At 63.3% G+C, this 17451-nt stretch carries 18 protein-coding genes; 11 read left to right on the forward strand and 7 right to left on the reverse strand.

Annotated elements, in window-relative coordinates; genetic code table 11:
• Nucleotides 1-37 precede the first annotated feature (37 nt).
• Nucleotides 38-745: a pyrimidine 5'-nucleotidase gene (locus OOJ09_RS06205; protein ID WP_269904348.1), complete on the reverse strand. Its 708-nt coding sequence runs from the start codon at nucleotides 743-745 to the stop codon at nucleotides 38-40.
• Between the two features lie 161 nt (nucleotides 746-906).
• Between OOJ09_RS06205 and OOJ09_RS06210 the strand changes: the two genes are divergently transcribed.
• The 3 genes from OOJ09_RS06210 to OOJ09_RS06220 all read left to right on the forward strand — a co-directional run bounded on the left by OOJ09_RS06210 (nucleotide 907) and on the right by OOJ09_RS06220 (nucleotide 3474).
• Nucleotides 907-1668 carry a GGDEF domain-containing protein gene (locus OOJ09_RS06210; protein WP_269904349.1) on the forward strand — a complete coding sequence of 254 codons (762 nt, stop codon included), beginning with the start codon at nucleotides 907-909 and terminating at the stop codon, nucleotides 1666-1668.
• A gap of 187 nt (nucleotides 1669-1855) precedes the next feature.
• Entirely contained in the window at nucleotides 1856-2038 is a 183-nt protein-coding gene (locus OOJ09_RS06215) for a hypothetical protein (protein WP_256752417.1), read from the forward strand.
• Nucleotides 2035-3474: a GMC oxidoreductase gene (locus OOJ09_RS06220; RefSeq protein WP_269904350.1), complete on the forward strand. Its 1440-nt coding sequence runs from the start codon at nucleotides 2035-2037 to the stop codon at nucleotides 3472-3474. The genes OOJ09_RS06215 and OOJ09_RS06220 overlap by 4 nt, the downstream gene beginning before the upstream one ends.
• Nucleotides 3475-3663: 189 nt before the next feature.
• Here OOJ09_RS06220 and OOJ09_RS06225 read toward each other — a convergent pair whose 3' ends face one another.
• The gene (locus tag OOJ09_RS06225; RefSeq protein WP_269904351.1) at nucleotides 3664-4296 is read right to left on the reverse strand and encodes a TetR/AcrR family transcriptional regulator; all 633 of its coding nucleotides are present in this window, start codon (nucleotides 4294-4296) and stop codon (nucleotides 3664-3666) included.
• A gap of 103 nt (nucleotides 4297-4399) precedes the next feature.
• Between OOJ09_RS06225 and OOJ09_RS06230 the strand changes: the two genes are divergently transcribed.
• A complete protein-coding gene (locus tag OOJ09_RS06230) occupies nucleotides 4400-4804 on the forward strand; it encodes a VOC family protein (RefSeq protein WP_269904352.1) in 405 nt (134 codons plus the stop codon).
• An 82-nt stretch (nucleotides 4805-4886) separates the two neighbouring features.
• Here the strand turns inward: OOJ09_RS06230 and phhA are convergent, their stop codons facing one another.
• Entirely contained in the window at nucleotides 4887-5723 is an 837-nt protein-coding gene (gene phhA, locus OOJ09_RS06235; RefSeq protein WP_269904353.1) for a phenylalanine 4-monooxygenase, read from the reverse strand.
• Between the two features lie 140 nt (nucleotides 5724-5863).
• On the opposite strand from phhA, the gene OOJ09_RS06240 reads away from it, so the two are divergent.
• Both OOJ09_RS06240 and bchE read left to right on the forward strand, forming a co-directional pair.
• The gene (locus OOJ09_RS06240; RefSeq protein WP_269904354.1) at nucleotides 5864-6340 is read left to right on the forward strand and encodes an Lrp/AsnC family transcriptional regulator; all 477 of its coding nucleotides are present in this window, start codon (nucleotides 5864-5866) and stop codon (nucleotides 6338-6340) included.
• Nucleotides 6341-6450: 110 nt separating this feature from the next.
• A complete protein-coding gene (bchE, locus tag OOJ09_RS06245) occupies nucleotides 6451-7998 on the forward strand; it encodes a magnesium-protoporphyrin IX monomethyl ester anaerobic oxidative cyclase (RefSeq protein ID WP_269904355.1) in 1548 nt (515 codons plus the stop codon).
• A 161-nt stretch (nucleotides 7999-8159) separates the two neighbouring features.
• Here bchE and argB read toward each other — a convergent pair whose 3' ends face one another.
• Nucleotides 8160-9053: an acetylglutamate kinase gene (argB, locus tag OOJ09_RS06250; protein ID WP_269904356.1), complete on the reverse strand. Its 894-nt coding sequence runs from the start codon at nucleotides 9051-9053 to the stop codon at nucleotides 8160-8162.
• A gap of 220 nt (nucleotides 9054-9273) precedes the next feature.
• Nucleotides 9274-10767, reverse strand: a complete 1494-nt coding sequence (locus OOJ09_RS06255) for an amidase (protein ID WP_269904357.1) — start codon at nucleotides 10765-10767, stop codon at nucleotides 9274-9276.
• A gap of 152 nt (nucleotides 10768-10919) precedes the next feature.
• Between OOJ09_RS06255 and OOJ09_RS06260 the strand changes: the two genes are divergently transcribed.
• The 4 genes from OOJ09_RS06260 (at nucleotide 10920) to msrB (ending at nucleotide 13673) form a co-directional block, all read left to right on the forward strand.
• The gene (locus tag OOJ09_RS06260) at nucleotides 10920-11459 is read left to right on the forward strand and encodes a sigma-70 family RNA polymerase sigma factor (protein ID WP_269904358.1); all 540 of its coding nucleotides are present in this window, start codon (nucleotides 10920-10922) and stop codon (nucleotides 11457-11459) included.
• Entirely contained in the window at nucleotides 11456-12178 is a 723-nt protein-coding gene (locus OOJ09_RS06265; protein WP_269904863.1) for an anti-sigma factor, read from the forward strand. The genes OOJ09_RS06260 and OOJ09_RS06265 overlap by 4 nt, the downstream gene beginning before the upstream one ends.
• Before the next feature lie 224 nt (nucleotides 12179-12402).
• Nucleotides 12403-12960 (forward strand): fasciclin domain-containing protein, encoded by a 558-nt coding sequence (locus tag OOJ09_RS06270; RefSeq protein ID WP_269904359.1) that lies wholly within the window; start codon nucleotides 12403-12405, stop codon nucleotides 12958-12960.
• A 209-nt stretch (nucleotides 12961-13169) separates the two neighbouring features.
• On the forward strand, nucleotides 13170-13673 hold the full coding sequence (gene msrB, locus OOJ09_RS06275; protein ID WP_269904360.1) for a peptide-methionine (R)-S-oxide reductase MsrB: 504 nt from the start codon (nucleotides 13170-13172) through the stop codon (nucleotides 13671-13673).
• Between the two features lie 114 nt (nucleotides 13674-13787).
• Here msrB and OOJ09_RS06280 read toward each other — a convergent pair whose 3' ends face one another.
• Both OOJ09_RS06280 and OOJ09_RS06285 read right to left on the reverse strand, forming a co-directional pair.
• Nucleotides 13788-15380, reverse strand: a complete 1593-nt coding sequence (locus tag OOJ09_RS06280) for a DHA2 family efflux MFS transporter permease subunit (protein WP_269904361.1) — start codon at nucleotides 15378-15380, stop codon at nucleotides 13788-13790.
• A gap of 22 nt (nucleotides 15381-15402) precedes the next feature.
• Nucleotides 15403-16584, reverse strand: a complete 1182-nt coding sequence (locus OOJ09_RS06285; protein ID WP_269904362.1) for an HlyD family secretion protein — start codon at nucleotides 16582-16584, stop codon at nucleotides 15403-15405.
• Between the two features lie 128 nt (nucleotides 16585-16712).
• Between OOJ09_RS06285 and OOJ09_RS06290 the strand changes: the two genes are divergently transcribed.
• A complete protein-coding gene (locus tag OOJ09_RS06290) occupies nucleotides 16713-17447 on the forward strand; it encodes a TetR/AcrR family transcriptional regulator (RefSeq protein ID WP_269904363.1) in 735 nt (244 codons plus the stop codon).
• The last annotated feature ends 4 nt before the right edge of the window (nucleotides 17448-17451 follow it).

The following is a 17451-nucleotide window of genomic DNA, read 5'->3' on the forward strand; positions in this document are numbered from 1 at the left end:
TGTTTGCAGGCCGGCATCACCTGAATACCGACAAACCTCAGGCGGTGACCTCGACGATCGCCGTCAGGAAGCCGGCGAGATCGTCGGTGACGAAATCGACATCGTCTTCCTGGGCAGGATCGCGCTCCCAGATTTCGGAAAAGGTCGGCTCGAAATTGCGCGGCACCACGAGCACCGTGGTCATGCCCAGCGACTTAGGCACCGAAAGGTTGCGGGCAAGATCCTCGAACATCACCGCATTGTGGCCGATGACGGCGTGGAGCTCGGCGAACTTCTCGTAGGTCTGGCGCGCCGGCTTGGGATTGAGCCCGGCGGCGACAATGTCGAAGATATCGTCGAAATGGTCGAGGATGCCGAGCTGGCGCGCCGTGCGTTCGGCGTGCTTGCGGTCGCCATTGGTGAAGATGAACTTGCGGCCCGGAAGCTGGCGGATGGCGGTGCCGAGAACCGGATCTGGCACCAGCCATGAATAGTCGATGTCATGCACCTTCTCGAGGAAATCGTCGGGGTCGATGCCGTGGCGCGTCATCAGCCCGTTCAGCGTCGTGCCGTATTCGCGGTAGAGCTCCTTTTGCAGCTTGCGCGCCTCGTCGCGCGGCAGCGCCAGCAGCTCGCCGACATAGGCGGTCATCTTGACGTCGATCTGCGAGAACAGATTGGAATGGTGCGGATAGAGCGTGTTGTCGAGGTCGAACACCCAGTCGGTGACGTGGGCGAAGCGGGCGGGATCGGGGAGCGTTGTCATGCGATCCTTATGGCATGAAACGGGCATTCTGAAAGCGACTTTATCCACAACCTATGCGCGTCGGGAGGGCAGAAAATGCCGTCACGATTCAAATTTTAGACATCCCGGAAAGGTGGCCTTCAGGGCTTGCTGGCAAAGAGACAGTCCTGTGGGAGCAAGCGATGAGTCGTATATTTCTGAAGTCCGCCGTGATCGCGTTTGCCTCCGTCGCCGCCTCTCTCCTGCTGACGCTGATCATCGTTCCGGCAATGGGATTTCCCATCAACCGGACGATCTGGCTGACCTCGACGGTTTGCCCGCTCGTCATTGCCTGGATCGCCGGCGCCAGCACATTCTGGCAGAGCGACAGGCTGAAGAACGCGCATCGCGATCTCGCCCGGGCGCACGCCCAGCTCGCCGCCGCGCATCGCCGCCTGGAGGAAAAGGCGAGCCGCGACGACATGACCGGCATGCTCAACCGGGAGAGTTTCTTTGCCGCACTCGACGGCTCCAGGCGCAAGTCCGATCGCGGCGCGTTGCTGATCATCGACGCCGACCATTTCAAGAGGATCAACGACAGCTTTGGCCACCTGACCGGCGATGACGCGCTGCTTCTGATCGCCAGCGCGATCGAGCGCGGCGTGCGCAGCGGCGATGTGCTCGGCCGCATCGGCGGCGAGGAGTTCGGCGCCTTCCTGGTCGGCGCCACTGAACAGGAGGCCAAGCGCGTCGCCGAGCGCATCCGCCGCGAAGTCGAACTGATCCGTTTCCGGCCCATCGACGAGCGAACCATTCCGCTCACTGTCAGCATCGGCGGGACCGTCTGCGGCGAGGAAGCCAACGTGTCGGACCTGATGCGTGCCGCCGACCGGCGCCTTTACCAGGCCAAGCACGGGGGCCGCAATCTGACGATCCTCGACACGGATATTTCCGCGGCGGCGTGATCAGGCCGCCGAGGCGGTACACCCGACCCGTTAAGGAATTTCTAACCCTGTTTGCATCCGGTTGCACCGTTTACCCGGTTTTTCGCCGACTTGTGGGCAAGCTTGGCACGAAATTGGCTTTTCCTTCAGCGCATGTGCCGTTCAGGGAATGCCATGCGCAGTCGAGGCCCCCATCGAGAGACCTGTCATGAGTTTCTTCAAGAAAATGTCGCGCCGCAGCATCGTGCAGGCGCTGATCGCACTGCCTGCCCTGTCGCTGTTTCGCAAGCTGCCTGATGCCAACGCTTCCGATAGCGATCCATCCCACGCCGACCCGAATGAAATCGTCGAGGTCAATGGCTGGATCCTGAAGCGGAGCGACCTGGCATGATCTTCGACAGCTATGAGGCGTTTCGCGCCGCCAACTTCAAGCCCAAGGTCTGCATCCTCGGCTCCGGCCCGGCCGGCACCACAATTGCCCGCAAGCTTGGCGCCGCGGGCATTCCCGTCGTGGTGCTGGAGGCTGGATCGAGGGAGTTCAGCGACGAGTCACAGGATTTCTACCGCGGCACCACGGTCGGGGATTTCTATTTCGATCTCGACATCACCCGGCTGCGCTTCATGGGCGGCAGCTCGAACCACTGGGCCGGCTGGTGCCGCGTCCTCGACAAACAGGATTTCGAGCCAAAGGCCTGGGCACCCGATACCGGCTGGCCGATCCGCCGCGCCGACATCGAACCCTATTTGCCGGAGGTGCACGACATCCTCGAACTTCCCGATTTCCGGCCCGATGTGCCGATCTCGGACGACATTCGCTGGGTGCAGCTGATCAAGAGCCCGGCGGTGCGGTTTGCCGAAAAATTCGCCGACGAGCTCGACAAGAGCAGGAACATCGCGGTCGTGCTCAACACCTATGCCACCGAGCTTGCCGGCGACGGCAAGCGAGTGACAGGCGCCAGGCTGTGGTCGAACGGACAGGATGCCGGCTCGTTCAGTGCCGACTATTTCATCGTCTGCACCGGCGGGCTGGAAAACTCACGGCTGCTTCTATGGTCGAACCAGCGCTCGAACGGTGGCGTCGTGCCGAATGCGACGGCGCTTGGCCGCTACTGGATGGAACACCCGACCTTCGAGGGCGGCAATGCCATCCTGGCCGACTATGGCGAGTTCGAGGTCGATGCCGTCAACGAGGCTTTCTTCTCGCCGACGCTGGCCGCCATGGAACGCCTGCAGATCATGAATTTCGGCATCAGGCTGATCGAGACGCCCTATGCCGGGATCAAGCACGTGATCGCCGACCTCGCCTGCACGGCGCCCGACATGGCCGAGTGGGTCGCCTATCAGCTCAGCCAGAACCTGCGCTGCGCGGCCCAGCTTTATGTCGCCTGGGAACAGGCGCCGCTGGCCTCCAACCAGATCGAACTGTCGAAGACCGATGTCGACCATGCCGGCGTGCCGCGCATCGAGCTGCACTGGAAGAAATCGGAGCTGGAACGCCGCACGCTTGTCGAAGGCCTGAAGTTGTTCGGCACGACACTCATCGAGAAAGATCTCGGCCGTGTTCGCCTGATCGACTGGATTGCCAACGGCGAGGACTATCCGACCAACGAGGAGACGGCGGGGCACCATCACATGGGTGGCACGCGCATGGGCACCGACATTGCCAGGAGTGTGGTGGACGCCAACTGCAAGGTGCACGGCATGGACAATCTCTATATCGGCGGCTCCTCGGTGTTCTGCACATCCGGTCAAGCCAACCCGACGACGACGATAACCGCGCTGGCCTGCCGGCTGGGCGAACATCTGAGCAAGGTGGTCGCCGTCTGAGCGCAACGTCATGCCTGCCGGCGCCAGTGACGGCACCGGCAGAAACCGGCATGGCCTCAAAAACCGTAGACGGCGATGCGCAGCAGCGCGGCAGCGGCGGCCCGGCTGAAGGCCGAGGGAGCGGACACCCCTGTGCGATAGGGGCGCCGATGTTCCAGGCTTCACCGCAAACGTCGGCAGAGAGCGGGACTATTTCGGCTGGACCCCATAGGCGACAAGAAACGCCTCCACCGAGGCATCCGCGTGCCGTTCAAGTTCGGCCTTGGAGCGCCGGTTGCTTCCAGTGAACATAGCTTCATTCATGGGGATCCAAAGAAGCATTCCAAAAAAATGGCTGGCAGCCAGATAGGGGTCACTGGTTTGTATAAGTCCTCGACTGGTGAGCTTTTGAAAGCAGGAAGCCATTGAGCCAAGCATGCGCTCGAAGCCCTTTTCGTACCAACTGCGGCCAAGCTGCGGCATTCGATCCGCGTTGGCGATAATTAAGCGCCGCAGCTTCAACAACTCTTCATCCATGAGAACCGCTATCAAACGTCGGGCAAGCTGCTGCAGACCACCTTCCATGAATTTCGCCTCGGAAAGCAGCGTCGTCACGGACTCGATAATATCGTTGGCCTGGGTAGCGGTTGCCAGAACGACTTCGCCGAAAAGCGTCTCCTTGTCCGTGAAATGCTTGTAGACGGTCTGCTTGGAAGCCCCCGCCCTGGTGGCGATTTCCTCCATGCTGGTCCCGTCATAACCCTTGCTGACGAACGCCGCCGTGGCCGCCTGGATGATTTCGCGATCCTTGCGTGCTGATCTGGTCTCACCGTCGATTTTCATCGCGCCCTCCCAACCAGTACTAGACGGTACCGTTCTTGCATGATAGCCCTGAAAACGGTACTGGACTGACTAGTACCTGTCAACGAAGGCAAGGCTTAGACCGATGACCAAGATGATCTTTATAAATCTGCCGGTGCACGATCTGCAGGCAGCGACCAAGTTTTATCTCGCGATCGGCGGCACGCTGAATCCGCAGTTCTCGAACGACCAGGCCAGCTCGATCATGTTCTCAGACTCCATTGGGGTCATGCTGCTGACGCACCAGCATTACAGCCAGTTCACAGCGCGGCAGATCGGCGACCCCAAGCGTGACAGCCAGATGCTGATCGCGCTCACCGCCGACAGCAAGGACGAGGTCAATGCCGTCATCGAGAAGGGCGTGGCGGCCGGCGGCCGGGCCGATCCCAACCCCGCGCAGGACCTCGGTTTCATGTACAACCGCCACATCGAAGATCCCGACGGCTACGTCTGGGAGTTCTTGTGGATGAACCCCGCCGTCATGCAATAGCCTGTCGGGGTCAAAGCGTCCAAAGCGCGTCGCATTGAAACAGATTTCATGCGACGCGCTTTAGGTCTTTGGGCGAGATGCATTAGACTGTCGCCGGGTCGAGCGCCGGCTGGCCCTTGCGGCGCGCGACGATCGCCGCGAAATCGGCGGTCCGGAAGGCATCGCGCAACGCATCGAAGGACGGCAGCACGAAATAGGCACGCTGGAACTTGTCAATCTCGTAGCCGGTGCGCATCACGGTTTCGAGGTCGAATGGCACGTGATGGGCATCCTTGCCGTCGACGGCAAACTGCAACTCGGTAAAGGACGACATCAGGCCGGCGCCGAAGGCCTTCAGCGGCTGGCCGCTCTCCTGTATCAGGCCATACTCGGCCGTGTACCAGTAGAGCCGGGTGATCATCTCGTCACCGCCCAGCGCGATGATGTCGCCGGCCTTCTTGCCATACATCTGCATGAAGTCGGCGAACACCGGCTGCGACAGCACCGGCACGTGGCCGAAGAAGTCGTGGAACATGTCCGGCTCGACGATGTAGTCGAGTTCCTGCCTGGTCCGCAGCCAGTTGGTGACCGGGAAGCGGCGGTTGGCAAGATGGTCGAAGAAGGGCGCCGCGGGAATGAGACCCGGGACGGCGACGATCTCCCAGCCGGTCAACTCGCGCAGCCTGGCGCTGACCTCGTCGAAGTCGGGGATGCGGTCGAGAAGGCCGAGCTTCTCGACACCGTCGAGATAGGAGTGGTGGGCGAGTTTGCGCGTCAGTTTGGTCTGGCGGTCGCACAGCGTGCGCCACACCGCCTGTTCCTCGGCGCTGTAATCGTAACCCTGCGCCACGGTGAAATCGGCACGGCAGACAGAATAGTCGCCGCGCAGGCCCTGAGCCGCGCAATCGCGGGCGTATTCGGCAACGCTCATCGTCGTCATGGTTTTTCTCCTCGCAAATCATGAGTGGCGAATGGTGCCGTGAGGCTAACCGGATCTGCCGAGGCAAATCGGTTTTGATGATGGCCCGAACGGAATATTCGAGATAACATTCACTCAATTAACGTGCACACGGAGTGAAAATGCCTCAATTCGATGATTTCGAGATCAAGATGCTCGATGTGCTGCAACGCGATGGACGCAAGCCCGTTTCCGAGCTGGCGCAAGAGATCGGCCTGTCGACGACACCCTGCGCGCGGCGTTTCGAGGCGCTGCAGGATGCCGGCATCATCAAGGGCTTCGCCGCGGTGATCAGCCGCCGGGCGGTCGGCCTGATGGTCGAAGTGTTCATCCAGGTGCGCCTTGTCAGCCACAGCGACGGCTCGCCCGAGACCTTCATTGCCGCCGTGCAGCGCATGGACGAGGTGTCCTCGTGCTGGACGATGACCGGCGACCATGACTTCCTGCTGCATGTCATGGTGCCGTCGGTCGACGAGCTCAACGCCTTCGTCATGCACCGGCTGATGCGGCTCGGCGGCGTGCGCGACGTTCACACGCAACTGGTGCTGCAGAACATCAAGGGACCAGGCCACGTGCCGCTCGGCCATCTCAGGCGATGACGGTGCTCCGCATTCCTGCGGAAAAGCTGCACGCAAACTGCTGAAACGGGCCAAGCGCGCGTCCACATCGCCGGCCAGCATGCGCGGACCAACTTCCCAGGAGGTCCGCCATGAAAATCGTCCTGATCAATCCGCCGCACACCGCCATCGGCAGCCGCGTGCCGGACGATCACCTGCCGCCGCTCGGGCTCCTGGCGCTCGGCGGCCCGCTGATCGATGCAGGCCATGAGGCGCGGCTCGTCGATGCCGAATTCGGGCCGATGCCCCTCGACATGGTGGTGCGCAACGCGCTCGACGACTGTCCCGACTTCGTCCTGATCGGCCATTCCGGCTCGACCTCGGCGCATCCGACCGCCTTGCTCATCGCGCGCATGATCAAGGAGCGCGAGCCGGCGACCATCATCATCTATGGCGGCGTTTTCCCGACCTATCACTGGCGCGACATCCTGACGGCGACGGAAGTCTTCGACTTCATCGTGCGTGGCGAGGGCGAGGCGACCGTCGTGGCGCTGATCGAGGCGCTGGAGATGCACCAGTCGCCGGCGAGCGTGGCCGGCATCGCCTTTCGCGACGATCTGCACCGTCCCTTCGCGACGCAGCCGGCAACGACCATTTCGGAACTCGACGCCTACCGCGTCGGCTGGGAGCTGATCGACATCAGGCGCTACAGCTATTGGGGCGGCAAGCGCGCCGTGGTCATGCAGTTTTCGCGCGGCTGTCCGCATCTGTGCAACTATTGCGGCCAGCGCGGCTTCTGGACCCGCTGGCGGCATCGCGATCCGGTGAAATTCGCCAAGGAGATCGCCTGGCTGCACCGAGAACACGGCGTCGAGCTGATCAACCTCGCCGATGAGAATCGGACGGTTTCGAAGAAGGCCTGGCGAGCCTTTCTCGATGCGATGATCGCCGAAAACGTGCCCGTGCTGATCGTCGGCTCGACCCGCGCCGACGACATCGTGCGCGACGCCGACATCCTGCATCTCTACCGCAAGGCCGGAATCATCCGCTGGCTGCTCGGCATGGAAAACACCGACGAACAGACGCTTCAATTGATCCGCAAGGGCGGCAGCACCTCATCCGACCGCGAGGCGATAAGGCTGCTGCGCCTGCACGGCATCCTGTCGATGGCGACCTGGGTGGCCGGCTTCGAGGATGAAGGCTTTCGTGACCTGTGGCGCGGCTTTCGCCAGCTGATCGCCTATGACCCGGACCAGATCCAGGCGCTTTATGTGACGCCACACCGCTGGACACCGTTCTTCAGGATCGCGCGGGACCGCAAGGTGATCCAAAGGGATGCCCGGCTGTGGGACTACAAACACCAGGTGTTGCACATGACCCGGCTGAAGCCGTGGATGCTGTTCTTCAGCGTCAAGCTGATCGAGCTGGCGGTGCAGTCGCGGCCGAAGGCGCTGGCCCGCATCCTGTTCCACAAGGATCCCGAGCAGCGGCACTCGATGCGCTGGTACACGCAGATGGGCCGCCGCGTCTGGTTCCGCGAGGTCTGGGGCTTCCTGGCCCGCGACCGCCGGGTGCAGGACGGCCCGACGCTTGCCGAATTCTGGGGCGCGCCGCAGGACGCCGAGGAGGAATCGATGACCGTTCAACGCCCGGCGCGAAAGCTGACATCATCCGGGATCACGATTTCGCCGAGTCCCTGACTGTTACTGCGCTCGGTTAAGGTGTGTTGAGATGCAGGTCAGGCCGAGCCGAAAACGGTGGCTTTCGAGAACCGGAGCGCAGCGGACGTTCGGGTCCGTGAGCACTGGAAGCGGAGAAAGCCGTCGTTTGCAGGCCGGCATCACCTGAATATCAATGCACGTTAGGGCACGATCAGCGTGCCGGCGCCATGCTCGGTGAACAGTTCGAGCAGCACCGCATGCGGCGTCTTGCCGTTGAGGACGACGACGCCTTCGACGCCGCGCTCGATCGCCTCGATACAGGTTTCGACCTTGGGGATCATGCCGCCCGACACCGTGCCGTCCTTGATCAGCGCCTTGGCCTCGGCGACGGTCAGTTCGTCGATCAGTTTCTTGTTCTTGTCGAGCACGCCCGGCACGTCGGTGAGGAACAGCAGGCGCGTCGCCTTGCAGGCGCCGGCAATGGCGCCGGCGAAGGTGTCGGCATTGATGTTGTAGGTGTGGCCGTCGCGTCCAGGCGCCACCGGGGCCAGCACCGGGATCATCTCGGAGCGCGCCAGAAGGTCGAGCAGCGTGCGGTCGACCTCGACCGGTTCGCCGACGAAGCCGAGATCGAGCACGCGCTCGATGTTGGAATCCGGATCGATCATCGTCTTGCGCGCCTTTTCGGCGAACACCATGTTGCCGTCCTTGCCGCACAGGCCGATCGCCCATTCGCCCTCGGCGTTGATCAGCGCCACGATCTCCTTGTTGATCGAGCCGGCCAGCACCATCTCGACGATCTCCACCGTCTTCTGGTCGGTGACGCGCAGGCCGCCCTCGAACTTGGATTCGATGCCCATCTTGGCCAGCATGGCGCCGATCTGCGGGCCGCCGCCATGGACGACGATCGGATTGACGCCGGACTGCTTCAACAGCGCGATGTCGCGGGCGAAGGCCTTGCCGAGCTCGATATCGCCCATGGCGTGGCCGCCATATTTCACCACGACCGTCTTGTTCTCGTAGCGCTGCATGTAGGGCAGCGCCCGCGAAAGCAGGGCGGCCTGCATTTCGGCGGTGGCGGTTATCTCCGTCATCGGCGTGGTTCCCGGCTTCTGGTTTTATGCATGCCGTTGTCCCAAAACCGCTAGGCACTTTTGGGCGACATGCACCTGGTTATGCCTGTCGTTGTCCCAAAACCGCCAAGCACTTTTGGGCGACATGCACTTGGAAAGAACGGCGGCGTCTTAGCGGGAATTGCGGCGGCCCGCAAATGGCATTGCTGTCATATTCGAGCGCCTCACGACGTCGTCATCATCATGGCACCATCAGCGGCGCCCTGCGGCCCAGCCAACCCGAGATCTTCTCCATCTGCGCGGCAAGCGACAGCAGCGTCTCCTCGTCACCCGGACGGCCCGCCGCCTGGATGCCAAGCGGCAGGCCGGCGTCGGTGACATGGACGGGCAGCGCGATCGACGGCTGGCCGCTGACATTCTGGATCGCCGGCCAATGGGTGAACCAAAGGCTCTTGTCCATCAGCTGGCCGAACAACGGCTTCAACTTCAACAAGGACGTGAGGTGCAGCTTGTCGAGCAGGTTTTCGATGAGCTCATCGGCGCCTTTCGGATCCATGGCGCCGCAGGCGAGCGGAGGGTGGGCAATGATCGGCATCAGCACGGCATCATACCGCGCGGTCTCCTCGATCAGCCGCCGCGAGGTGGCATGCAGCCGCTGCAGGCCGGCATAGGTCTCGCCGGCCGAGACCATTTCGCCCAAGCGGCCGAGCACCCGCGTGGCGCGTTCGATGTCGCCGGCAACCGAACGGCCGACGCGCAGCGCTTCGGCCCGCATCGTGCCGGCGACGGCCGAGGCAACCGTCCTGCAGAAGTCGGCGATGAAATCGCGCCCGATGAAGGGCAGGTCGATTTCCTCGACCGCATGGCCGCCCTCGCGGGCTAGCGCCACCGCCGTGTCCAGCGCCTTCAACGTCTCCAGCGAAACCGGCAGGCCGAGCGGCGATTTTCGGTACACGGCCAGCTTGAGCTTGCCGGGATCGCGGGCGGCGGCGGCAGTGAATGTGCCTTTCGGCGGCGGCGCCGCGTAGGGCGACAGCGGGTCGGGCCCATGGGTGAGATCGAGCAACAACGCCGAATCGCGCACCGAGCGGGTGACGGCATGGTCGACCACCATGCCGTACCAGCTTTCGCTCACCAATGGCGTCAGCGGTATACGGCCGCGCGACGTCTTCAGGCCGACAAGCCCGGTGCAGGCGGAAGGCACGCGGATCGAGCCGCCGCCATCCGAGGCATGCGCCACCGGCACGACGCCGGCGGCGACCAGTGCCGCCGCGCCGCCCGAGGAGCCGCCGCTGGTGTGACCGGTGTTCCACGGATTGCGGGTGATGCCGAAGGCTTTGGATTCGGTCATCAGCCGCAGCCCGTGCTCCGGCGATGTCGAGGTGACGATCGGAACGAGCCCAGCGGCAAGATAACGGTCGGTCAGCACCGAATTGACATCGGCCAGCCATGCCGGAATACGGCTGCCGCCATGTGTCGGTACACCCTTGATGGCGATGCCGAGGTCCTTGATGGCGAAGGGAACGCCGGCCAGCGGCAGCGAGCGGTCGATGGTCTTCGCCCGCGCCCGCGCGGCCTCATAGAGCGGCTCGGCCGTGGCATTGATGTCGGGACGGGTGGCCTCGGCGCGTGCGATCGCCGCTTCGGCCAGTTCGATCGGCGAGACCTCGCCCTTGCGGACCAGGCCGGCAAGGCCGGTTGCGTCCTGCGCCCACAGTGTGTGCCCGATCGACATGCGCGCTCCCCCCGTCACAGCCGGCAAGCTAGCCAGTCGTGATTCGGTTGGCAATCGATGGACCGATCCCGGCGGGCAAACGCCGCAAGGTTTGGCGTGCACAAGGCGATTTCCGCCGTTGCAAATACATTGCGATCCCCTAATTTGCCTGCATGACGCCGCAGGACATCACCAAGCTGATCGTCCGGACTTCGATGAAGGATCGGGCCGCGTTCGATCTGCTCTACCGGCAGACCAGCGCGAAACTTTTCGGCGTCTGCCTTCGTGTATTGAATGACCGGGGAGATGCCGAGGACGCGCTGCAGGAGGTCTTCGTCAAGATATGGACGAAGGCGGACCGTTTTGCCGTCTCCGACCTGAGCCCGATCTCCTGGCTGGTGGCGATCGCGCGCAACCATGCGATCGATCGCATAAGAGCGCGGCGCAAGCCTGCCGCCGATATCGATGCCGCGCTCGACGTGGCCGATCCGGCGCCAGGGCCGGAGGCGCTGGTGGTGGCGGGCGGCGAATCCGAACGCATCCATCATTGTCTCGATGAGCTGGAAAAGGAGCGGGCAGCGGCCGTCCGGGGCGCCTATCTCAAGGGCGAAAGCTATGCCGAACTGGCGGAGCGCCATGGCGTGCCGTTGAACACGATGCGTACCTGGCTGCGCCGCAGCCTGCTGAAACTCAGAGAATGTCTGGAAAGATGACGCTCGCGGAAGACAATGGACCGGAACGCGGAGGCGACGACCTGCTCGCCGCCGAATACGTTCTCGGCGTGCTGTCGGCGGACGAGCGGCAGATCGTTTCCCGACGCATCGACGCGGACACGGATTTCGCGCGGCTTGTCGACGGCTGGGAAGTCCGCCTTTCGCCCATGGCCGCCGCATACCCGGAAATCGAGCCGCCGGCTTCCGTCAAGACCGCGCTCGATCGCCGGCTGTTCGCGTCAACCGCGCCCGCGCCCGCTGAAGCGCGCGCCGGGCTGTGGTCCAGCCTCGCCTTCTGGCGTGGCCTCGCGGCGGCCGCGGTCGCCGCGCTGGCGATCTACATTGCCGTGCCCTACCTCAACCCGCCGGTCGCACAGCCGCAGGCGCGCCTCGTCGCCTCGCTGACCGCCGATGGCAGCGATGTCAAATATCTTGCCATCTATGATGCCGCGCATCACGAGGTCGGCCTGTCGCACGTCTCCGGCGAGCGTGCCGCCGGCAAGGACTTCGAACTGTGGATGATCGAGGGCAAGAACCCGCCTGTCTCGATGGGCGTCATCCCCGTCGGCTCGACGGCGCATATCGTCGTCTCGCCGGCGGCCCAGCAGAAGCTTGCCCAGGGCGCGGTGCTCGCCGTCAGCCTCGAGCCGGCGGGCGGTTCGCCGACCGGCCAGCCGACCGGACCGGTGGTCGCGGCGGGCGACCTGAAGAGCATCTGACCAGCGTCGCCGCGCCACCAACATCACAAACGCAGACTGAAAGTCTATCCGCTTCTTGGCGCGTTGTCGGAAGCTTGTGTGCCGGCAAAACGTCTCCCGCCGAAATCTCGTCGTCAGGCGAATAAAATCAAAAAAATCTCGATATTCTGAAACTCATGCGTTTGTGTTCCGTATCTCCTCGCGTCCCCAAAAATGGGAAGAGAAAACCCGAGGAGTCAGACATCATGCGTAAATTCGCCACCCTTTTGCTTGCCGGTACGATCGCTGTTTCCGCGCTTGCCACCGCAGCCTACGCCGAAAACCCGATGGTTGGCGGCGCCGCCATGTATGCCAACAAGACCATCGTCGAGAATGCCGTCAATTCGAAGGACCACACGACGCTGGTCGCCGCCGTCAAGGCAGCCGGCCTGGTCGAGACGCTGCAGGGCGCCGGTCCGTTCACCGTGTTCGCGCCGACCAACGAGGCCTTTGCAGCACTTCCGGCCGGCACGGTCGAGACATTGCTGAAGCCCGAGAACAAGGACAAGCTGACCAAGATACTGACCTGCCATGTCATCGGCGCCAAGGCGATGGGGGCGGATGTGGCCGCGATGGCCAAGGCTGATGGCGGCACCCATAAGGTCAAGACGGTTGGCGGCTGCGAACTGTGGCTCAAGGCGGATGGCGGCAAGGTCACCGTGACCGACGAGAACGGCAATGTCGCCAATGTGACGATCGCCGATGTCGAACAGTCCAATGGCGTCATCCACGTCATCGACAAGGTTCTTTTGCCGAAGATGTAACAAGGGGCTTGCCGCGGACGAAGATGCAGCAAGGGCTCCCGTCGCTTGCATGATCTCGCTCCCGTGATCCGCAACCGACCGTGCACTCCGCGCCGTCCACCTCAGATGTGGGATGGCGCGGAGTGTTCATTTGAGGAGCCACCGTCACCGGCTTTTGATTTCCGCGTGGCGGCATAGTTTGGCAAAGAGACAACAGGAGGAACCTGGTCATGAACCGTCGCGACTTTCTTTTGAGCGGTGCTGCCGCCATCGGCGTCGTCGGGGCCGCGGCCACCGTGCTGCGCATGGGCAATCCGCAGGCCGCGCAGGCCGCCGAAAAATTCGAGGTCACCAAGACCGAGGCTGAATGGAAAGCCATCCTGTCGCCGGCCGCCTTTGACGTGCTGCGCAAGGAAGGCACGGAATATCCCGGCACCAGCCCGCTGCTCAACGAACACCGCAAGGGCATTTTCGCTTGCGCCGGCTGTGACCTGCCGGTCTATCCGTCCGAGACGAAGTTCGATTCCGGCACCGGCTGGCCGAGCTTCTGGCAAGAGATCGCCAATGCCATCGGCAAGACCGAGGACAGGTCGCTCGGCATGACCCGCACCGAAGTGCACTGCCGCCGTTGCGGCGGCCATCTCGGCCACGTCTTCGACGACGGCCCGGCGCCGACCGGCCTGCGGCACTGCATCAACGGCGTGGCACTGACCTTCAAGCCCGCCACGGCCTGAGAACATCGGCCGGAATACAAAAACTCCGGGCTTGCGGCCCGGAGTTTTTGCGCGGTCAGAGCTTTTCGGGCGTGGACTGGAGGAGCTTCCCGAAACCGCTGCCCACTTTTGGTATCAGTGGCCGCCGCCTCCACCGCCGGCCGCGGCCGGCTTGCGGATCAGCATGGTGAACAGGCCGAGCGTCGCGAACAGCACCGTCAGCAGATAGAACACATCCATGAACGACAGCAGCGCCGCCTGTTGCTGGACCATGCCCGACAGCTTGGAGATCGCAGCACTCGTGGCGTCCAGGCCGGCGGTCTGCTCGAAGTTGAGCGTCATGTTCTGCAGCTTGGTCTGCGCGGCCGCACTGCCCCACTGCACGTGCTCGGAGAGCCGGGCGTAATGGAAGGCATTGCGGTCGATCAGTACGGTGTTGATGATGGCAAGGCCGACGGCGCCACCGAGGTTGCGGGTGAGATTGAACAGGCCCGATGCGTTCTTCAGCCGCTCGGGCGGCAAGGTGCCGAGGGCGATGTTGTTGATCGGCACCATGCACAGCATCATCGAACAGCCGCGCAGGATCTGCGGAATGAGCAACTCATAGAAGTCCCAGTCGGCGGTCAGATGCGTCATCCACCAGGTGCCGGTGGCGAAGCCGAAGAAGCCGATCATCATCATCAGCCGCAGGTCCATCTTGCTCGACAGGATGCCGGAGATGGGCGCCGTGGCGAACATGGCCAGGCCGCTGACGAACAGCGCTTCGCCGATCATCATCGAATCATAGCCGCGGATGCGACCGAGGAACACCGGGTAGAGATAGGTCAGGCCATAGAGGCCGACGCCGATGACGAACGAAAACAGCGAGCCGAAAGCGAAGTTGATGTTGCTGAACGCCTTCAGGTCGACGATCGGCTCCTCGGCGGTAAAGGCACGCCAGAAGAACAGCACCGCACCGATGGTCATGACGATGGCGCAGATGAGCACCGCCTGATCCTGCAGCCAGTCATTGTTCGGCCCTTCCTCGAGCACATATTCCATGCAGCCCAGGAAAGCTGCCATGCCGGCGAGGCCCCACCAGTCGAACTTGCTGAACAGCTTGAGATTGGGCTTGTCGAAGTCGATCAGCGACCAGGCCGCCGTCGTCACCAGGATGCCGGGCACGACATTGACCAGGAACAGCCAGTGCCAGGACATGGCATGGCTGATATAGCCGCCAACGGTCGGGCCGATGGTCGGCGCCAGCGTCGCCACCAGGCCGATCATCGGCGAGACGACAGCGCGGCGCGAGGGCGGGAAGATGGTGAAGGCCGCGGCAAAGACGCTCGGGATCATGCCGCCGCCGATGAAGCCCTGGACGGCGCGGTAGACGATCATCTGGTCGATGTTGGTGGCCGTCGCCGCCAGCGCACTGGCGGCGGTGAAGCCCGCCGCCGCGACCGTGAACAGCACGCGCGTCGACAGCATCCGGCTGAGGAAGCCCGACAACGGGATCATGACCACCTCGGCGATCAGATAGGCCGTCTGCACCCACGGGATCTCGTCGGAGCTGGCGCTCAGGCCGGCCTGGATCTCGGACAGCGAGGCCGAAACGATCTGGATGTCAAGGATGGCCATGAACATGCCGAACACCATCGCCAGGAAGGCGATGACGCGGCGCGTGGAAATGGTGTCAGGCACGGCCAGCCTCGCCGGCGGCGATCCTGCTGTCAGGGTTGCGGTTGCCATGGCATTGCTCCCCGGCGGCCGATCAGTTCGATGCCACGGGCGCGGTGCGGCTGTCGACGGCGACGACGACGCTCAAGCCGGCGCGCAGCCTGCCGCTCTTCAGCACGTCAGCCGGCACGTCGATGCGCACCGGAACGCGCTGCACCACCTTGGTGAAGTTGCCGGTGGCATTCTCGGGCGGCAGCAGCGAGAACACAGCACCCGAAGCCGGCGCCAGCGACGAGACGGTTCCCTCGAAATCCTGGCCGTCGGTCGCATCGACCGAGATCTTGACCTTCTCGCCGGGAACCAGCCGCGCAAGCTGGGTCTCCTTGAAATTGGCGACGATGTAGAGCTTGTCCATCGGCACGATGACGGCGAGCTTCTGGCCGGGGCTGACGAGGTCGCCCTGCTCGACCGAACGATTGCCGACGACGCCGTCATAAGGTGCCTTCAGCACGGTGAAGGAAAGATCCCGCACGGCCTTGTCCCGGCCGAGCTGCAGCGATGCCAGCGTGCTTGCCGATTCAGCGCGCTGCGCCTGCAGCACGCCGATATTGGCCTGCGCCGCGGCGATCTGCGCCTCGGCGCCGACAAGCGCCGCGTTGGCTTGCTGGACCGCCGTCTGGGCATCATCCAGCTGCGCCTGCGTGCCGACATGCGTCTTGAGCAACTGCGAGGCGCGCGCGGCGACCTTCGCCGCATTGTCGGCGGCGGCCTGGTCGGCGGTCTTCTGTGCCTGCGCCTGCTGCAGCGAGGCACGCGCCGCTTCGGTCTGGGCATCGATGCGGTCGAGCGTCTTGCTCAACGTGGCGATCTGCGCCTCGGCCTGGGCAACGGCTATCCTGTAGTCGCCGTCATCGACGACGAGCAACGGGTCGCCAGCCTTGACCTTCTGGTTCTCGCTTACCTTGATCTGATCGACATAGCCGGAAATCTTGGGCGAGATGAACGCCATGTCGGCCTGGACATAGGCATCGTCCGTCGAGATCATGAAGCGGCCCGTGGTCCAGTAATTGTAGCCGTACCAGGCGCCGGCGCTCAGCAGAGCAACGCCAATGACCGGCAGCAGAAAGGAGCGAACGGAACGCTTCTTCCTGGCCGGCGTTTCAGCCGGAGCCGCGGTTACGGGCTCGACCGGTGCGCTTGGCGCTTCTGTCGCCGGGGCGACCTTGGCGCTGGGGAAGGGGCGGACTTCGGCGGTGGTGGGCGCATTCGAGGACATGACATCTCTCTAAAGTAATAATACTGAACCGTTCGGTTCGATCTGGCCGTTGACATAGCGTGGAAAGAGGACCATATCAAGAGCAATCGAACCGCTTGGTTCGAATTATTTTCCGAGGTGTGACTTTTATGGACGAGACCCCGCCCGACGTCGAAAACGAGCAGTGCGGCGACCTGCTGGACAGCGTGCGACGGGGCCGCCCGGCGGCGGGCCAGGATCCGGTCAAGCGCAGCCAGATCATCGACGGCGCCCGCCGTGTCTTCATCGACAAGGGTTTCGAAGCGGCGTCCATGAACGACATCACGCGCGAGGCCGGTGTTTCCAAGGGGACGATCTACGTCTATTTCGCCAACAAGGAAGAGCTGTTCGAAGCGCTGATCGAGGAAGAGCGCGGCACCATCTTCAAGAACATGTACGATGTGCTGGATCACACCGACGACCTGCGCAAGACCCTGGTGAAGTTCGGCAAGGTGCTTGCCTTCAAGATCACGTCGGCCAAGGTCATCCAGGCGCAGCGTACGGTGATCGGCGCGTGCGACAGGATTCCCGAACTTGGCGCGCGTTTTTTCGAGCGCGGCCCGAAACGCGGCCATGACAAGCTGATGGTCTTTCTCAATGCCGCCATCGAGCGCGGCATGCTGCGGATCGACGACGTCGATCTTGCCGCCTATCAGTTCACCGACCTGTGCCTGGCCGGCCTTTTCCGCCAGTGCATATTCGCCTACCGCACCAAAGCTCCGAGCCAGGAAGAAGTCGACCACATCGTCAGCTCCGGCGTCAGCGTGTTCCTGAAGGCCTACGGCACCGAAAGCCTTGCCGCGGAAGAGAGCCACCAGATGATTGCACTGGAGGCAAAGAGATAGAGGA

It is taken from the genome of Mesorhizobium qingshengii, assembly GCF_027563465.1.
Taxonomy (GTDB): Bacteria; Pseudomonadota; Alphaproteobacteria; order Rhizobiales; family Rhizobiaceae; genus Mesorhizobium; species Mesorhizobium qingshengii_A.